The following is a 16,629-nucleotide window of genomic DNA, read 5'->3' as shown; positions in this document are numbered from 1 at the left end:
CACGCTGGATCGTACCCACGCAGGGGCAGACGACCCATACTCGCCCCCAGCCTGCCAGACTTGGGCGCATGCGGATAGTCGTACCGGCTGGCGGTATCGGCGGCGCGCGCTTCCTCCGTGGCCTCAAGGCCACCCTGGGAATCGACGCCGCGACCGAGTCCGACCAGGCCACAGACCACCAGATCACCGTCATCGGCAACACCGGTGACGACATCACCCTCTTCGGTCTCCGGATCTGCCCGGATCTGGACACCGTCATGTACACCCTCGGCGGCGGGATCAACGAGGAGCAGGGCTGGGGCCGTACCGACGAGACCTTCACGGTCAAGGAGGAACTGGCGGCCTACGGCATGAAGCCCACCTGGTTCGGGCTGGGTGACCGCGACACCGCCACCCACATCGTCCGGGCCCAGATGATTGCCGCCGGGTACCCGCTCTCCGCCATCACCACGGCCCTGTGCGACCGCTGGCAGCCGGGAGTACGGCTCATCCCGATGACCGACGACCAGGTCGAGACACACGTGATCGTCAACGACGAGGAGGGCCGACGGGCCATCCACTTCCAGGAGTGGTGGATCAGGCACCGGGCCGCGCTGCCCGCCGAGCAGATCATCAGCATGGGTGCCGAGAAGGCCAAGCCCGCCCCCGGCGTGGTCCGCGCCATCCGCAACGCCGACGCGGTGATCATCCCGCCGTCCAACCCCGTGGTGAGCGTGGGCTCCATCCTCAACATCGAGGGCATTCGTGAGGCCATGGTGGGCAAGACCGTGGTGGGCGTCTCTCCGATCATCGGTGGCGCCCCCGTGCGCGGGATGGCGGACGCCTGCCTCAGCGCCATCGGCGTGGAGACCAGCGCGGGCGCGGTCGCCGACCACCTCGGCTCCGACCTCCTGGACGGCTGGCTGGTGGACGAGGCCGACGCCGACACCAAGGTGGACGGTGTGGAGGTGCGGTCGCGCCCGCTGTACATGAGCGACCCGGAGTCCACCGAGGCGCTCGCCCGTGCCGCCGTGGACCTGGCCGTGGAGCTGTCCGCGCGAGGGGAGCAGGGCCGTTGACCGTCCAAACGCGCTCCGAGAGCGACCACGAGGCCCAACCCAGGGTGGGTGAGCTGCGGGTCCGCGGGCTTGCCGGAATCCCCGAGGTGAGCGCGGGCGACGACCTCGCCGCGCTGGTCGCCGACGCCGTGGCCGCTTCCGGCCAACCGCTGGTGGACGGCGACGTCCTGGTGGTCACCTCCAAGATCGTGAGCAAGGCCGAGGGGCGTTCCCAACCGGGTGACGACCGGGAGGCGGCGATCGACGCCGAGACCGAGCGGGTGGTGGCGCGGATGGGCCACATCCGGATCGTGCAGCACCGGTCGGGCCTGGTCATGGCCGCCGCCGGAGTGGACGCCTCGAACGTCGCTCCCGGCACCGTGCTGTTGCTGCCCGAGGACTCCGACGCCTCGGCGCGCGCCCTGCGGGCCCGCCTGGCCGAACTCCTGGGCGTGCGCGTGGGCGTGGTGGTCTCGGACACGTTCGGCCGCCCGTGGCGGATGGGCCAGACCGACGTGGCCATCGGCGCGGCCGGGATCACGGCGGTCCAGGACCTGCGCGGCACCACCGACTCCCAGGGCAACGTCATGGAGGCCACGATCAACGCGGTGGCCGACGAGGTCGCCGCCGCCGGTGAGCTGGTCAAGGGCAAGACCTCCGGGGTGCCGGTGGCCGTGGTCTCGGGCCTGGGCGACCTGGTCACCGAGGAGGACGGCCCCGGGGCGGCGGAACTGATCCGCCCCGCCGACGACGACCTGTTCCGTTACGGCTCCCGGGACGTGGTGGCGGCCCGGCGGACCGTGCGCTCCTTCACCGAACAGCCGGTGGACCCGGCCCTGGTGCGCCGTGCGGTGGCCACCGCCGTGACCGCCCCGGCGCCGCACCACACCACTCCCTGGCGGTTCGTCCTGGTGGAGTCCGCGGAGACCCGTGAGCGGCTGCTCGACGCGATGCTCCGGGCCTGGGTGGAGGACCTGCGCGGCGACGGGTTCACGGAGGAGCAGATCGCGAGGCGGACCAGGCGCGGCGACGTGCTGCGTGGCGCGCCCAGCCTGGTGGTGCCGTTCCTGGTCGCGGACGGGGCCCACCCGTATCCGGACGAGCGTCGCGCCGATGCCGAGCGGTCGATGTTCCTGGTGGCCATGGGCGCGGGGGTGCAGAGCCTGCTGGTGGGCCTGGCCATGGAGGGCCTGGGCTCGGCGTGGATCTCCTCCACGATGTTCTGCGCCGACGTGGTGCGCGAGGTCCTGGAGGTGCCCGAGGACTGGCGTCCGATGGGCGCGGTCGCCGTGGGCTACGCGGCCGAGGCGCCCAAGGACCGGCCGCCCCGGGACCCGGACGCCTTCATGGTGGTGCGCTGACCCCGAGGTCGTCGGCGGCGCGTCCTCCGTCGCGGCCCGTCCCCGCCCCGGCATGCTGGGGCGGGGGCTGGGCCGTCGGAGGGAGCCGGTATGTCCGTCGAGCACTACGTGATCGCCACGCTGGTCGTGGTGGTCGCGGTCATCGTGGGCCAGCTGGTCGCCGGGCGGATCAGGATTCCGGGCGCGGTGGTGCTGGTGATGCTCGGCATGCTCCTCGGGGTGGTGCCGTGGATGAACTCGATGTCCATCGCACCGGAGGTCATCCTCCTGGTGTTCCTGCCACCGCTGATCTACAACGCGGCCTTCTTCTCCTCGCCCAGGGACATGCGGGACCTGGCGCGGCCCATCATCGTGATGTCGGTGGGGATGACGCTGGCGACGGCGTTCGGTCTGGCCGCCGTCATCCACCTGCTGATCCCTGACGCGGGCTGGCCCGCCGCGATCGCGCTGGGCGCGGCGATCGCCCCGACCGACGCGGTGGCGGCCTCGGCGATCCTCAAGAGGGCCGGTACCCCGCGCCGGGTGCTGACCATCCTCGAGGGTGAGTCCCTGATCAACGACGGGGTCGCGCTGACGCTGTTCAGTCTGGCGATCACCGCCATGATGCGCCCGCTCACGCCGGGGGACGCCTTCCTGGAGCTGGGCAAGGTGGTGCTGGGCGGACTTCTCTACGGCGTCGTGGTCGCGGTGGTGATCGCGTGGGGACGCAGTCGGATCCAGGACCCCTCCCTCCAGTTGATGACCGTGCTCATCACCCCCTTCGTGGCCTACATCCCCTCCGAGATGGCGGGGTTCTCCGGGGTGCTGTCGGCCGTGGTGGCCGGGTTCTACCTGGGCACCCACGGTGAGGGGCTGCTGCCGCCCCGGGTGAGGGTGAGCGGCCAGACCGTCTGGAGCACCCTCGTGAGCCTGTTGGAGGCGATGCTGTTCGTGCTTCTGGGGTTGCAGCTGGACTCGGTGGTGCGGGCGGTGCGGGAGAACTTCGCGTTCGTCCAACTACTGGCGGTGGCGCTGGTGGTGATGGTCACCGCGATGGTGTTGCGCATGGTGCTGATGTTGTTCCTGACCTCAGTGCAACGCTTCCTGACGAAATCCCGGCTGGACGTGTCGAGTTTCCGTGAGCGCGTGGCGATCGGCTGGAGCGGGATGCGCGGGGCCGTGTCCCTGGCCATCGCGTTGTCGTTGCCCGCGACCCTGCAAGGGCAGGAGTTCACCGAGCGGGGCGCGCTGATCTTCATCGCCGGCGTTGTGGTGATGGGCACGCTCGTGGGTCAGGGCACGACACTTCCGTGGCTGCTGCGCAAGTTGGGACTGACCGACGAGGGCACCCGGCACAAGGAGTTCCTGCGCGCCGAGTACGAGATGGACTGCGCGGCCGTGCGCAAGGTGGACGAGATGCTCACCGAGGGTGATCTGGACGACAAGTCAGCGGACGCCATGCGCGATCGGTTCAGCAAGCGGATCGGGCACGTGAAGGGGCTGCTGGACGGGGACGGGGCCGACCTCGCCCAGGTCAAGGAGGACGCCCGGGACCGCAAGGAGACGCTGGCCCAGATCAACCAGGCCCGCCGTGACTCCCTCATGTCCCTGTACCGCTCGGGGGACATCGACTACGACGTGTTCACGAAGCTCGCGCGTGACCTGGACATTCGGGACAGCGGGAGCGGTCACTACGGAATGTGACTGGTACCGGGTGCCCAAGAAAACCACAAACTTTCCTAACCATTTCCGTTGACTGTCGCGGACCGTAACTTTAAAGTTTCCTAACAATTACCGGCTCACAGAGCACGCCTTCGTCACCCCGCTCGACGAAAGGAGCACTCCCCATGCTCAACACCCGGAACACCAGGCTCGCGATCCTCAGCGGCCTCGCCGCGGCGGCCACCGCGTTCGTCACCTCAGGCGGCGCACTGGCCCCGGAACCCGCACAGGCCTCGACCACCCCCGAATCAGTCGAGACCCAACAGACCAGCCAGTGGCTCACCGGCTACTGGCACAACTTCGACAACGGCTCCACCGTGATGCCGCTGTCCGACATCCCCAGCGAGTACAACCTCGTGGCGGTCGCCTTCGCCGACAACCACCCCGAGCTCGACGGCGGCATCACCTTCAACCTGGCCAGCGACGAGCTCAACGGCTACACCGACGCGGAGTTCCGTGAGGACATCGCCGCCATCCAGGCCGAGGGCCGCAAGGTGATCATCTCCGTGGGCGGCGAGATCGGCCACGTGGACGTCACCAACCCCACGCAGGCGCAGAACTTCGCCGACACCACCTACGAACTCATGCAGGACTACGGGTTCGACGGCGTGGACATCGACCTGGAGCACGGCATCGACGCCGAGCACATGACGAGCGCCCTCCAGGACCTCAGCGGCCAGGCCGGGTCCGAGCTCATCATCGCGATGGCCCCCCAGACCATCGACTTCCAGAGCCCCAGCGCCGGGTACTACCAGCTGGCCAGCAACATCTCCGACATCCTCACCATCGTGAACATGCAGTACTACAACTCGGGCTCCATGCTCGGATGTGACGACAGCGTGTACCAGCAGGGCACGAGCGACTTCGTCGCCGCGCTGGCCTGCATCCAGCTGGAGATGGGCCTGAGCCCCGACCAGGTCGGACTGGGCCTGCCCGCCGTCCCCTCCGCCGCCGGAGGCGGCTACCTGGCGCCCAGCGGCATCGTCTCCGCCCTGGACTGCCTCGAGACCGGCAGCGACTGCGGCTCCTTCTCCCCCGACACCCCGTACGGGCAGATCGGCGGCGTGATGACCTGGTCCATCAACTGGGACGCCACCAACAACTACGACTTCGCGAACACCATCTCGGCGCGACTCCAGTAACCCCGACCCCGCGGGGTCACTCCCACCCCGCGGTCAGCGCCCCGTCGCCTCACTCCCATCCCCGACGGGCCGCCCCGAGAAAAAGGGGCGGGACGCCATCCCCCCGGCGTCCCGCCCCTCCTTCGTGCCCGGACCCAAAAACTGAGAAATACCCACCTGACACACAGGTCCTGGTAAGAGTGGAAATACCCCAGCTCTGATGGGGACACAAATCATGAGACTCCGGAACAAATGCACGCGCAGAAGCATGTGCAGTTCGAGTCCTCCCCGTAATCCCACCTCACCCCAGGTCAGAGCCTTCGAGGCGCACCACCAGAGGCCCGTGGTTTCCCTCGGGAAAAACTCTCCCAACTGTTCCTGTGGGAGGCTCAGGAGTTCACGGGCACGCTTATCCCTGCCCCAGCGTTGAAAGGAACCACATGGAACGTCTCTGGGATGTCGACCCCTCAGCACGCTTCGCGAGGCGTCTGGGCAGGACCGCAGCGGAACTCGAGGTGAGCCGGGTCAACGACGACTGCCCGGAGATCTGGGAGCTCGACAACGGCGACGTGGCGGTGGTGGGTCGCGACGCGACCGAACTCTTCCACGACCGGCTTCCGGAGGGCCTCAGAATCGGAAACGACGAACGCCTCGTGGTGATCCCGGGGAGCATGCTCCGATCCGCCAAGAAGGACATCGCTGACGCCTGACCCCCTCCTCCCCCCAACGTCCCTTCCCGGACGTGTGGTGGGCCGACGCCCCCAACACGGCCGTGGCCGGTGCGGTCCTCACGGCGCTGGGACGCCGCAGAGGCTGACCGAGGAGGGGCGGGACGCCAGCCCCCGGCGTCCCGCCCCTCCTTGGTCGTTCCTGGTCAGGCCAGGGGGAGCCGGGGGCGCAGGATGCTGGGCGCCACCCCGTCACTGGCCTCGGCGACGCGGCGGCGCTCCTCCGGGACCGCCCCGTAGGTGGTGGTGCGCTGGCGGACCGGTCGGCCCGTGGGTTCGACGAGTGCCTTGATGTCGCTGATCGTCTTGTACGAGCCCTGGCCGGAACCGGCCATGCGGCTGATGGTCTCCTCCATGAGGGTGCCGCCGACGTCGTTGACACCGCCTCGCAGCAACTGGCGGAAGGTGTCCTCTGCGAGCTTGACCCAGGAGCCCTGGATGTTGTCGATGCTTCCGTGCAGGAGGAGACGGGCCAGCGCGTGCACCGCGCGGTTCTCCCGCACGGTCGGTCCCGTGCGGGCGAGCCCGGCGAGGTAGATCGGCGCGTTGGTGTGCACGAACGGCAGCGGCACGAACTCCGTGAACCCGGGCCTGCCGTTGCGCTCCATCGACCGTTCCTGGAGTGAGCGCAGCAGCTTGATGTGCGCCACCCAGTGGTGAGGCGAGTCCACGTGCCCGTACATCATCGTGGACGTGGTGGGAATGCCCAGGTCGTGGGCGTTGGTGATGACCTCGATCCACTCGCTGGCGGGGAGTTTGCCCTTGGTGAGCACCCACCGGACCTCGTCGTCGAGGATCTCGGCCGCGGTCCCCGGGACGGACCCCAGTCCGGCCTCCCGGGCACGGGTCAGCCACTCGCGCACCGGCAGGTTGGTGCGGGCCGCGCCGTTGACCACCTCCATCGGGCTGAAGGCGTGGACGTGCATGTCCGGGACGCGTTCGCGGACGGCCCTGGTGATGTCGAAGTAGGCGGTCCCGGGAAGATCCGGGTGGATACCGCCCTGCATGCACACCTCGGTGGCACCGGCCTTCCAGGCCTCCTCGGCGCGGTCGGCCACCTGGTCCAGGGACAGCGTGTAGGCGTCCGCGTCGGTGCGGCGCTGGGCGAAGGCGCAGAACCGGCAGCCGGTGTAGCAGACGTTGGTGAAGTTGATGTTCCTGGTCACGACGTAGGTGACGTCGTCGCCGACGGTGTCGCGGCGGACCAAGTCGGCGAGGTCGGTGAGCGCGTCCAGGGCGTCACCGTCGGCGTGCAGCAGGGCCAGCGCCTCGGCGTCACTGAGCCCGGCCGGGTCGCTTTCGGCGCTGCGTAGGGCGGCGGCGATCTCGGGGTCCAGGCGTCGGGGTGTGGCCCCCTCACGGTCCACACCGGGGGCGAGTTCGTCCCAGTCGCCGTAAACCGCGTCGAAGTCGCCGCGCCGGTCACCGGTACGGCCCTCGGAGTCGATCTCCGTGTGCAGGTCGGTGCGGCCGGAGGAGGTCAGGACCGCTTCGGGCTCCTGCCAGGGGCGGCCCACCAGGGGCGCGTCCTCGCGGGCCAGGCCGGTCTCAGGGTCCACGAGCGCGTGGACGTGCTCGCGCAGGCGCGGATCGACCCAGGGTTCGCCCGCCCGGATGTACTCCGGGTACACGGTGAGGCGTTCACGCAGGGTGAAGCCCTGAGCGGCCGTGCGGGCGGCGAGGTCGTCGATCTGCGGCCAGGGGCGCTCGGGGTTGACGTGGTCGGCGGTGAGGGGTGAGACACCGCCCCAGTCGTCGATGCCCGCGCGGATCATCAGCTCGTACTCGTCCACGCCGCCCTGGTCCGCGCCGATGAGGTTGGGCGGCGCCTGGACGTGCGCCTTGGGACCCATGACGAGGCGGGTGACGGCGATGGTGGCGGCCATCATGTCGCGTTCGGCGTCGGGGCGGTGCATCATCGCGGTGTCCGGCTTGGCCCGGAAGTTCTGCACGATGACCTCCTGGACGCCGCCGTAGCGGCGGGAGACCCCGCGCATCGCGAAGATGGACTCGGCTCGGTCGGCGACCGTCTCGCCGATCCCGAGCAGGATGCCGGTGGTGAAGGGGACGCTGGAACGCCCCGCGTCCTCCAGCGCGCGCAGCCGTACGACGGGGTCCTTGTCGGGGCTGCCGTAGTGGGGCTGCCCCTTCTCGGTGAACAGCCGCCTGGAGGTGGTCTCCAGCATCATCCCCATGGAGGGGGCGACGGGCTTGAGCCGTTGCAGGTCCGACCAGGTCAGCACCCCGGGGTTGAGGTGCGGGAGCAGACCGGTCTCCTCCAGGACCATGATCGCCATGGCGCGCACGTAGGAGAGGGTGTCGTCGTAGCCGCGTGAGTTGAGCCACTCGGCGGCCTGTTTCCAGCGGTCCTCGGGGCGGTCCCCCAGGGTGATCAGGACTTCCTTACAGCCCATGGCGGCGCCCTCGCGGGCGATCTCCAGGACCTCGTCCGGGGACATGAAGGGCGCGTCGAGTCGGCCGGGGACCGTGGCGAAGGTGCAGTAGTGACAGCGGTCGCGGCACAGGCGGGTCAGGGGGACGAAGACCTTGCGGCTGTAGGTGATGACGCCGGGACGGCCCGCCGCCTCCAGGCCCGCGTCACGGGCCCGTCCCGCGTACTCGAGGAGTTGGTCGAGGTCCTCGTCCCGGGCGTGCAGCAGCACCTCGGCCTCGGTGACGTCGAGGGTCTTGCCGTCCCGGGCGCGGGCCAGGGCCCTACGCATGGCGGACGCCGTCGGTGTGGGAATGGGGGCAGGGTCGTTCGCACCACTCATAACGGCTCAGCCTACGCGTCCGGCGGTACCGGGTCTCGGGCGCCACCCGGTGACCGCGGCCCCGATCCGGCCTGTGGACAACCGGGGGCGCCCCGCGCGCCCGGCATAGGCTTGGGGGGTGCTGACTCGGCTTCGACGGAACTCCTGGGTGCGCTTGGCCCTGCTCGCGGTGGTGTGCGCGTGCGCGGCCGCCGCCCTCTACGCCAACTGGACGCAGGCTCGGGCCGCCGTCTCCGAACTCCCCCTCTGGGTGCTGCCCACCGCGGTCCTGGCCGGGATGCTGGGGCTCGCCGCGCAGATGATGGCGTGGCGGTCCCTCCTGGCCGGACTGGGATCGCCGTTGCCGAGGGCGGCTGCCGCCCGGGTGATGTTCGTGGGCCAGCTCGGCAAGTACCTGCCGGGGTCAGTGTGGGCGTTCGTCGCCCAGGTGGAGCTGGCCCGCGACTGGAGGGTCCCGAGATCACGCGGGGCGGCGGCCACCTTGCTGGCGATCGCGGTGACGGTGGCCGTGAGTCTGGCGGTCGCGGCCGTGGCCCTGCCGTTGTCCTCCGCCGAAGCGGCCCGACGGTGGTGGTGGGCACTCGCGGCCGCGCCGGTGCTGTTGGCCTGCCTGCACCCGAGGGTGTTGGGGTGGGGAGTGCGGTTGGCCGCGCGTCCGTTCGCGCGGTTCCGCGAGGTGGCGGACGCCGGTCCGCTCGTGATCGGTGGGCGTTCGGTCGCGGCGTCCGTGGCCTGGACCCTGGTCGCGTGGGTGCCGTTGGGCGCGCACGTGTGGTTGCTGACCTGGGCCGTGGGCGGCGAGGCGCTGAGATCGGTGGGTCCGGCGGTGGGAGCCTACGCGCTGGCCTGGACCCTGGGCCTGCTGGTGGTCTTCGCGCCCGCGGGGCTGGGGGTGCGCGAGGTGGTGTTGGTGGTGGCACTGGCCCCGGTGGTGGACGCGGGCGCGGCCCTGGTGGTGGCGGTGCTGTCGCGTCTGGTGATGACGGTGGCGGACGTGGGTTGGGCGGGATTGTCGCTCCTGTTGTCCAAGCCCCCACAGGCCGAGCCTGACCCCGGATCGGGGACGGGCCCGGAACCAGACACGAGGGCGCGTACCGGCTCCGGCTCCGGCTCCGGCTCCGGCTCCGGCTCCGGCTCCGGCTCCGAAGAGGATCTCGGGCCGGGCCGCCAGCGTTGAGAGGCGTGCACTGGGCCAGACCGTGTTTCCGGGACGAACCTGGCCCAGCGAGCCGAGCCGCGCCCCCGGGCACGCGAGCGCCAGGGCGCGCACCGCTCCAGCTCTGAGGAGAAACAGGGATTCAAGCAGCAGAGTCGTCCGCGGAGCCCGGGCTGACTCGCTCGCGAGCGCTCGAAGGCCCCGGGTCTCGACCGAGCCTCTGCGTCGAGAGGTACGGAGCCGAACCGGTCTCCGGCACGGGCAGGCGATCGGGGGTGGGGCGAGCGCGAAACCCGAACCCGCCCGGCCGCCCGGACGCTCGCACAACAAAACAGGAAAGAAACCTTCTTTTTTGCTTGGGTGCGGCCTATGCTCATGCCGTATGAACTGGGCCCCCCGCTTCCCACGTGTCCTGTCCGCCCTCGCCGTGACCCTTGTGCTGGCACCGGCCACCCTCGGCGCGGCCGAACCCTCCCCCGAAGGCCCCTCCCACGCCTACGTCAGGCCCGCTGACGTCTCCTGCGACCAGGGCTCCGGCACTCTCACCGTGATCGGGCAGCTCTTCCCCGTGGTGAGCAGCTTCTCCGACGGCCAGCCCGAGGTCTCCCTGTCCCTTGCCGCCGAACTCGAGCCCGAGGAGGAGACCGGCGAGGAGGCCACGACCAATCTCGAACTCGTCGTGGTGCCCAACCCCGAGCCCCTCCCGGGGATCAGCGCCGACGACATGGCGGCGGCCGCCGAACGGGCCGGAACGCTCACCGCCGGCCTCTCCGGCAGCGACGGCAGGCTGCTCACCGGCGACGATCCGCCCACCCTGGCCTGGGAGGACTGGGAGCCCCCGCTGGGCTTCTACGAGGTGCGTGTGGCCACAGAGACCTTCACCCTGCCCGGGTTCGGCGACTGCACGGTGAGCGCCGCGACCCCGGTGAGCAGCGTCCAGGTGGGCACCGAGGACGAGTTGGAGGAACAGCGCGCGTCCGGCGACGATGCCTCCGGCCTGCGCGAGTACCTGCCGTGGATCGTGCTGGGCGTGGGCGTGCTCGGCGCCGTCTGTCTCCTGGTGCCCGCCGTACTCCACCTGCGCCGCCGGGCCTCCTGAGGTCAGGCCGACAGCAGCCGGTCGGTGTAGGCCCTCCAGTACGGTTCGGCCTCCACCGGCCGAACACCGTCTCTGAGCCGCGCGGGCACGCCCGGCTCGTAGAAGGCGGCCAGCGCGCGGGCGAGGTCGCCCGTGTCCCCCGGCTCGCAGAGCAGGCCGTCCACACCGTCGCGCACGTGGTCGGCCAGGGTGCCAGCCCGGGTGGCGATCACCGGCAGCCCGTGCTCGTGTGCCAGCCACACGTTCTGGGTGGCCGTCGCGGAACGGTAGGGCAGCACCAGGGCGTCGGCCTCCGCGAGCAGCCCGGGCAGCTCGTCTGCGGGCACGTACCCCTCACGGAACCGGACCCGACCGGTCAGGCCCAGCTCCTTGGTCAGATCGGCCAGTTCCGTGGAGCCTCCCCAGAACTCACCGGCCACGGTCAGGGTGACGTCGTCGGGCGCTCCTTCGGCCAGGGCGCGCAGCAACACGTCCACACCCTTGTACGGGCGCACGATCCCGAAGAACAGCAGGTTGCGCTTCTCCTCGGGGGCGTCCGAGGCGGGCGCCGCCCCGGTCTCGGGCAGGTGCGGCGGCATCTCCGCGACGACGGGGCGCGGTCGGTCCGGACCGAGCAGCCCCTCGGCGAGGTGAGCCTGTTCGGCCGAGTGGGTGAGGACCCCGTCCACGCGACGCAGCAGCGCCCGGACCAGGGAGACGTCCACTGCTCGGCGCTCGTGCGGCAGGACGTTGTGGCACAGCGCCACCACACGGGTCCCCGAACCCCGCCGCGACCTGATCCCGGCGAGGACGCCGAGGTAGGCGGGGACCTGCACCGGCGAGAAGAGGGTGAGCACCACCAGGTCGTTCTCGTCCGCGAGCCGCCTCCCGGCGCGCCACCAGCCGTCCGGCCGGTACCAGGCCAGTTCGTGGCGGGTGTCCGGGTAGGGCTCCCCCTCGGGGTTCGTGATGGTCTGCGTGCCCGGGTAGAGCGCCGCCGGGTACTGCGCCCGCCACGACTCGATGCCCGTCTCGTGGCCGAGGGCGCTCAGCCGGTGCGCGAGCTCGGTGGTGTGCCGGGCCCCGCCGCCCTTGTAGGGGTGCGCGGGCCCCACCAGGGTGATCCGTCCGGTCACGGGTGCTCCCTCGAACGCACGATGAGGTCGGCCAGGAGCGCGATCGCCGCGATGATCAGCCCGGCCATGAGGATCATGACGGTGTTGTTGGGCATGTAGAGCGGGTTGCGGATCTGGTCGTAGACGAACTTGGCCGTACCGATCCCCAGCAGCCACAGGGCGGGCGGCATGAGGACCTTGAGCGGGTTGAAGTACATGACCATGCGCAGCACCTGGAGGATGTACCTGTAGGCGTCACGCACGAAGTGGAACTTGGACGTGCCCGCCCGCTTCGCGTACTCGATGGGCACGTACCTGAGGGGGTGCTGGTTGGACAGGAAGGCCAACGTGATGGTGGTGACGCAGGAGAACCCGGGCGGCAGCAGCCTCAGGTAGGGGCGCGCCACGTCCCTACGGAACACCCGGAGCCCGGAGTTGAGGTCGGGAATGCGGGTGTTGGTGAGGCGTTCGGCGACCTTGCGGATCATCCACTTGGCGGGGACCCGCAGCGCCTTGTGCGACCCCATCTCCTGGGTGCGCGCGCCCACGACCTGGTCGATCTCGGGGTCGCTGTCCAGCATGGCGACGAGCTCGGGGATGCGCTCGTTGGGGTAGCTCATGTCGGCGTCGGTCCACACCACGAACTCGCCGCGCGCCCGTTGGCTGCCGATCCGCCGCACGGTGCCCGCGCCGCCGTTGTGCCCGAAGGGGACCACCCTCATGTGGGGGAAGAGCCCCTCCACCTCGCGCAGGCGGCTCAGGGTGTCGTCGGTGGAGGCGTCGTCCACGGCGAGCAGTTCGTACCCGTACCCGGAGGCGTCCATCGCCGAGGAGATCCGTTTGATCTCGTCGACGACGTGCTCCTCCTCGTTGTAGCAGGGCAGGACGATCGTGACCCTCACCGGCGGGGCGTCGTGCTCCGGGGCTCGGTCCTGGGCGTCTGGGTGGCTCATGGTCCTTCTCAGCGGGGTGGTCGGGGGAGGGGGCGGTCTCACGCCGGATCGTTCGTGGCGGGCAGGACGGCTGTCCACACGCTGCCGTTGAAGGTCCAGTGTCCGGTCGGGGGCTCCATGAGGGTACTCGGGTCCATCTGGGCGACGACGTGGAAGTGCCGTTCGGGCTCCACCTCGGAGTCGGTGAGCTCGTCGAGCTGCTCCCAGTGCGAGGCGGCCAGAACGGCGTCGCGGCCCCGTTGGTGCACGGCGCGCACGACCCTGTCGACGGTCTCCGGGGAGGCCTCGTCGAGGGCGGCTGTGGGCACACCGCAGACGTTGCGTAGCAGCGGCATGTAGTTGCCCGCCATCCCGGAGTCAACCACGACGACCGAGGCGTCGGGTGGCAGTGACGCGCAGAGTTCCTCCGTCGCCGCCACCGTGCCCACGTCCTGCCGGTACCCCATGATCCCCCACGCGGAGGTGACCACCCCGGGCCCGAGGAGGGCGACCGCAGCCCCGGCGGCCACCACGGCGGGGAGCGAGCGGACCATCGAGGTGGTCCGGGAGTGGCGCACGGAGTTCTCGCAGTAGCGGGTCAGCCAGGCCAGGAACCACACCGCGAACAGCACGAACGCGGGGATCACCAGCACGATCAGCCGCCTGCTGGCCCAGGGGTGGTCCGGGGTGATGGCCGGGCGCAGCAGCGTGGTGGTGACCGTCCACACGAGCAGCATGGCGGGCAGGAGCCACTGGAGGTCGCGCCGCTGTGTGAGGCGCCGCAGGACCAGGGCCACACCCAGGGAGGCGAACAGGACGGCGCCGAGGCCCACGTACCAGCCCACCCAGTACAGGCTCATGTCGTAGTAGGTGCGGCTGCCCTCGATCGGCAGCCCCTCGATCTCCTGGACCGAGGCCACCCACTGGTCGGTGAAGTCACTCCCGTGCCCGTAGTCGGGCCAGAGCAACGGGCGCACGGCGAAACCCACCATGACAAGCAGCGCGGCCAGCGCCACCGCGTTGGGCAGCCAGAGCACCCGTTCGGTGTGCGGCAGCCCGAAACGCCACAGGGCGGCGGTGAGCGCGACGGTGGCGGCGATGACGGCGGCGCTGATGAGCAGGAGGGGGTTCATGGAGTCGGACAGGTACTCCAGGTACGGCAGCGAGTAGCCGTATCCGGCGACCAGCCCGTAGGCCACGCCCACGCTGAGCCCGGCGAGCAGGGGCAGCGCCTGCCCGCGCCGGGCGACCAGCAGCAGGCCGACGAAACCCACCACCGGCAGGAGGTCGCGGATGGCGTCGATGCGCACCAGCACGCCGAGACCGAACACCAGCCCGGCCACCAACGCCAGTGTCTGCGGGCCACGCCACCGGTCAGTGAGGGCACGGCCGCTGCTCAGGGCGTCGAAGGCGATCACCATGCCGCCCAAGAGCAGGATCTGGGCGAGGGGCTCGCTGTAGGTGAACCGGCTGACCCACTGCTGGGGCAGGCACACCGCCAGGATCAGGGCGGCCAGAGGAGCCCAGCGCGCGCCGACCAGGCGGGCGGTGAGCCCGGCGAAGGTGAGCACTCCCAGCGCGCCCAGCACCGGCGTGGCCACCAGCATGCCGTCCAGCCCGCCGAGCCAGTAGCCGACCGACAGCACCAGCGGCGCCCCGGCCATGAACTGCGGCCAGATGACGTCGTCACGCTGGTAGTGGGCGAGGCTCTGGTAGCTGAGCGCGGGGTCGTCCCCCGCGATGAGCTCGGCCTGCGTCGGGATGGGCAGGAAGCCGTTCTCCGCGATCCAGGCCGTGTACATGGCGTACGAGGCCGGATCGCGCCGGATCACCAGGGCCTCTGCGTGGTACGCGATCTGTACCGCGGCGAAGGCCACAGTGATGAGCAGGACCGCGGCCACCGGCCACCAGGGCACCTCCTCCTCGTCCGGTGGGTCCGGAAGCAGGCGCGGCACCAGGGCGCACGCCGCGACCACGGCGGGAAGCCCCAGGACGAGTCCGGTCAGCGGGGTGAACTGGCCGAGGACCAGCAGGGGGAAGGCGACGAGGAGCCAGGCCGAGAGGGCGATCGCGGGGAGCGCGGTCACACGGGCGAGGAGCCGTCCGGGAAGCAGGCGCATGAAGCAACTCTGGCACTTCGTCCCGCGCTACGCACACTCCGTCCCCAACCATGGCGGGACCGTGACAAAGGGGGTTCGGGACCGCTGGAGCGGCCGGTGGGAGCACCTAGCATGGGCGCCATGTCCGACTCTCCCGCGCGACTCTGGCGCGCCCTCGTCTCCTCCGATCCCTCACGCCCGTTCGTGACCTCCCACGACGACCTCGGCGACCGGATCGAACTGTCCCGGGCCACTCTCGACAACTGGGTGTCCAAGACCTCGAACATGCTCGTGGACGGTTTCGGCACGCAACCGGGTGACCGGATCACGCTCGCCCTGCCGCCGCACTGGCAGTCAGTGGCGTGGGTGCTGTCCTGCTGGTCGGTGGGGGCCACCGCGGTGCTCTCCGAGGACGGCGCGGCGCCCGAGGTCATGGTGGCCGGTCCGGACCGTCTGGAGGCGGCGCAGGACAGCGGTGCCGAGGAGGTCGTGGGCACTTCACTGGACCCGCTGGGCCTGCCGCTGCGCGATGTCCCGCCGATGGTCACCGACTACACCGTGGAGGTGCGCGGGCACGGCGACCACTTCCCCGCCTACCCGGTGGACGCCGCCGAGCCCGCTCTGGAGTCCGCAGGGCGGACCTTCACCGGCGCCGAGGTGGTGACTGCCGGACAGGAGCTGGCCAAGGCCTGGGAACTGGGCGAACGGGACCGGCTCGCGGTGGTCGTGGCGCCCGACGCCCCGCTGGACGCGTTCGGCGGGGACCTGTCCGTGCTCACCGCCGCGATCGCCTCCGGGGTTCCCCTGTTGCTGACCCCACCGCCGGCCGAGGGCGACCTCCAGCGGTTCCTGGACCGGATGGGGGCGGAGGGCGTGTCCGTGCTGTACGGCACCGAGCCCGTCGGTGACCTGCCCTTCCGCCGGGTCTCGCTCTAGGCGTGGCTTCCGGATGCCTGGCCGGTGGCGGGCCGTCACCGGTGCGAGCGTCCGCCGCCCCCACCGGTGCCCGCTGGGCGGGTCCGCGGAGCCGCGCGACAGCGGGTACCCGCACAGGCCGGGCCGTTCCGAGCCCCACCGGTACGGCGAGGGACCTGGCAACGCGAGCGCGGCGTGACCCAAGAACCGCGGCCAGGGTGCCATGAGGTCCCCGCCTACGTCCCGTGGGCGGGGACCCACCGGCCCGCGCTCCTGCGCGACTCCGCGCGGGACGGTTCGTCCGGCGCTGAGCCCCGGGCCCGTTCGGCGCGGGCCCTCACCCGCTCGGCGCGGGCCCTCACCCGTGCGGCCTCACGCGCCTCTTTCTGGGCCCTGCGTGCGGCACGCTCCTCGCGGGCGGCCCGTTCGGCCTCGGCCCGGTAGAGGTCGGCGGCCTGTGCGGCGAAGTCCGGGTGCATCATGTCCCCCTCGGTGATCCGTGTCCGCCGGGGCTGTTGCTCCCGGCTGGTTACAGACTCCGGCTAAGGCCCCCAGCCGCACATCGGGAGACTTCACCAGACAGCGGCGCCGTGCCCCGCCTCAGACGAGGCG

Annotated in this window: 13 protein-coding genes; 8 read left to right on the top strand and 5 right to left on the bottom strand. The window is 70.9% G+C overall.

The annotated features are described in order from the left end of the window. Positions 1-68 precede the first annotated feature (68 nt). The 5 genes from cofD (at position 69) to KBX21_RS23135 (ending at position 5,930) form a co-directional block, all read left to right on the top strand. On the top strand, positions 69-1,058 hold the full coding sequence (gene cofD / locus KBX21_RS23155; protein ID WP_049572162.1) for a 2-phospho-L-lactate transferase: 990 nt from the start codon (positions 69-71) through the stop codon (positions 1,056-1,058). Beyond that, on the top strand, positions 1,055-2,398 hold the full coding sequence (locus KBX21_RS23150; RefSeq protein ID WP_247666209.1) for a coenzyme F420-0:L-glutamate ligase: 1,344 nt from the start codon (positions 1,055-1,057) through the stop codon (positions 2,396-2,398). Before cofD ends, KBX21_RS23150 begins: the two co-directional genes overlap by 4 nt. 90 nt (positions 2,399-2,488) lie before the next feature. Next, positions 2,489-4,081, top strand: a complete 1,593-nt coding sequence (locus KBX21_RS23145; protein ID WP_210843685.1) for a Na+/H+ antiporter — start codon at positions 2,489-2,491, stop codon at positions 4,079-4,081. 143 nt (positions 4,082-4,224) lie between these two features. Continuing rightward, positions 4,225-5,241 carry a chitinase gene (locus KBX21_RS23140; RefSeq protein WP_049572169.1) on the top strand — a complete coding sequence of 339 codons (1,017 nt, stop codon included), beginning with the start codon at positions 4,225-4,227 and terminating at the stop codon, positions 5,239-5,241. Positions 5,242-5,660: 419 nt separating this feature from the next. Then, on the top strand, positions 5,661-5,930 hold the full coding sequence (locus tag KBX21_RS23135; protein ID WP_210843683.1) for a hypothetical protein: 270 nt from the start codon (positions 5,661-5,663) through the stop codon (positions 5,928-5,930). A 164-nt stretch (positions 5,931-6,094) separates the two neighbouring features. Here the strand turns inward: KBX21_RS23135 and KBX21_RS23130 are convergent, their stop codons facing one another. Further along, positions 6,095-8,722: a bifunctional FO biosynthesis protein CofGH gene (locus KBX21_RS23130; RefSeq protein ID WP_210843682.1), complete on the bottom strand. Its 2,628-nt coding sequence runs from the start codon at positions 8,720-8,722 to the stop codon at positions 6,095-6,097. 118 nt (positions 8,723-8,840) lie between these two features. On the opposite strand from KBX21_RS23130, the gene KBX21_RS23125 reads away from it, so the two are divergent. Together KBX21_RS23125 and KBX21_RS23120 are read left to right on the top strand one after the other, a co-directional pair. Next, positions 8,841-9,899 carry a lysylphosphatidylglycerol synthase domain-containing protein gene (locus tag KBX21_RS23125; RefSeq protein ID WP_307869257.1) on the top strand — a complete coding sequence of 353 codons (1,059 nt, stop codon included), beginning with the start codon at positions 8,841-8,843 and terminating at the stop codon, positions 9,897-9,899. A 361-nt stretch (positions 9,900-10,260) separates the two neighbouring features. Beyond that, positions 10,261-10,977 (top strand): hypothetical protein, encoded by a 717-nt coding sequence (locus tag KBX21_RS23120; RefSeq protein WP_210843667.1) that lies wholly within the window; start codon positions 10,261-10,263, stop codon positions 10,975-10,977. Positions 10,978-10,979: 2 nt separating this feature from the next. Here the strand turns inward: KBX21_RS23120 and KBX21_RS23115 are convergent, their stop codons facing one another. The 3 genes from KBX21_RS23115 to KBX21_RS23105 are packed head-to-tail and all read right to left on the bottom strand — an operon-like array spanning position 10,980 to position 15,123. After that, positions 10,980-12,092 carry a glycosyltransferase family 4 protein gene (locus KBX21_RS23115; RefSeq protein WP_210843665.1) on the bottom strand — a complete coding sequence of 371 codons (1,113 nt, stop codon included), beginning with the start codon at positions 12,090-12,092 and terminating at the stop codon, positions 10,980-10,982. Then, complete coding sequence (locus KBX21_RS23110) at positions 12,089-13,024, bottom strand: glycosyltransferase family 2 protein (RefSeq protein WP_049572188.1); 936 nt, start codon at positions 13,022-13,024, stop codon at positions 12,089-12,091. Before KBX21_RS23110 ends, KBX21_RS23115 begins: the two co-directional genes overlap by 4 nt. Positions 13,025-13,062: 38 nt before the next feature. Next, a complete protein-coding gene (locus KBX21_RS23105; RefSeq protein WP_210843663.1) occupies positions 13,063-15,123 on the bottom strand; it encodes a hypothetical protein in 2,061 nt (686 codons plus the stop codon). Between the two features lie 111 nt (positions 15,124-15,234). On the opposite strand from KBX21_RS23105, the gene KBX21_RS23100 reads away from it, so the two are divergent. Continuing rightward, the gene (locus KBX21_RS23100) at positions 15,235-16,038 is read left to right on the top strand and encodes a TIGR03089 family protein (RefSeq protein ID WP_210843661.1); all 804 of its coding nucleotides are present in this window, start codon (positions 15,235-15,237) and stop codon (positions 16,036-16,038) included. Positions 16,039-16,253: 215 nt separating this feature from the next. Here the strand turns inward: KBX21_RS23100 and KBX21_RS23095 are convergent, their stop codons facing one another. Beyond that, a complete protein-coding gene (locus KBX21_RS23095) occupies positions 16,254-16,499 on the bottom strand; it encodes a hypothetical protein (protein ID WP_210843658.1) in 246 nt (81 codons plus the stop codon). Positions 16,500-16,629: the final 130 nt, after the last annotated feature.

Origin of the sequence: Nocardiopsis sp. B62, from assembly GCF_018070675.1 — a bacterium.
In the GTDB taxonomy this organism is placed as follows: Bacteria; Actinomycetota; Actinomycetes; order Streptosporangiales; family Streptosporangiaceae; genus Nocardiopsis; species Nocardiopsis prasina.
This window is presented reverse-complemented; position numbering and strand designations above follow the sequence as displayed.

Coding starts and splice junctions, on each gene's coding strand:
- cofD (WP_049572162.1), top strand. CDS start 69: ATGCGGATAGTCGTACCGGCTGGCGGTATCGGCGGCGCGCGCTTCCTC.
- KBX21_RS23135 (WP_210843683.1), top strand. CDS start 5,661: ATGGAACGTCTCTGGGATGTCGACCCCTCAGCACGCTTCGCGAGGCGT.
- KBX21_RS23110 (WP_049572188.1), bottom strand. CDS start 13,024: ATGAGCCACCCAGACGCCCAGGACCGAGCCCCGGAGCACGACGCCCCG.
- KBX21_RS23145 (WP_210843685.1), top strand. CDS start 2,489: ATGTCCGTCGAGCACTACGTGATCGCCACGCTGGTCGTGGTGGTCGCG.
- KBX21_RS23095 (WP_210843658.1), bottom strand. CDS start 16,499: ATGATGCACCCGGACTTCGCCGCACAGGCCGCCGACCTCTACCGGGCC.
- KBX21_RS23140 (WP_049572169.1), top strand. CDS start 4,225: ATGCTCAACACCCGGAACACCAGGCTCGCGATCCTCAGCGGCCTCGCC.
- KBX21_RS23120 (WP_210843667.1), top strand. CDS start 10,261: ATGAACTGGGCCCCCCGCTTCCCACGTGTCCTGTCCGCCCTCGCCGTG.
- KBX21_RS23105 (WP_210843663.1), bottom strand. CDS start 15,123: ATGCGCCTGCTTCCCGGACGGCTCCTCGCCCGTGTGACCGCGCTCCCC.
- KBX21_RS23100 (WP_210843661.1), top strand. CDS start 15,235: ATGGGCGCCATGTCCGACTCTCCCGCGCGACTCTGGCGCGCCCTCGTC.
- KBX21_RS23130 (WP_210843682.1), bottom strand. CDS start 8,722: ATGAGTGGTGCGAACGACCCTGCCCCCATTCCCACACCGACGGCGTCC.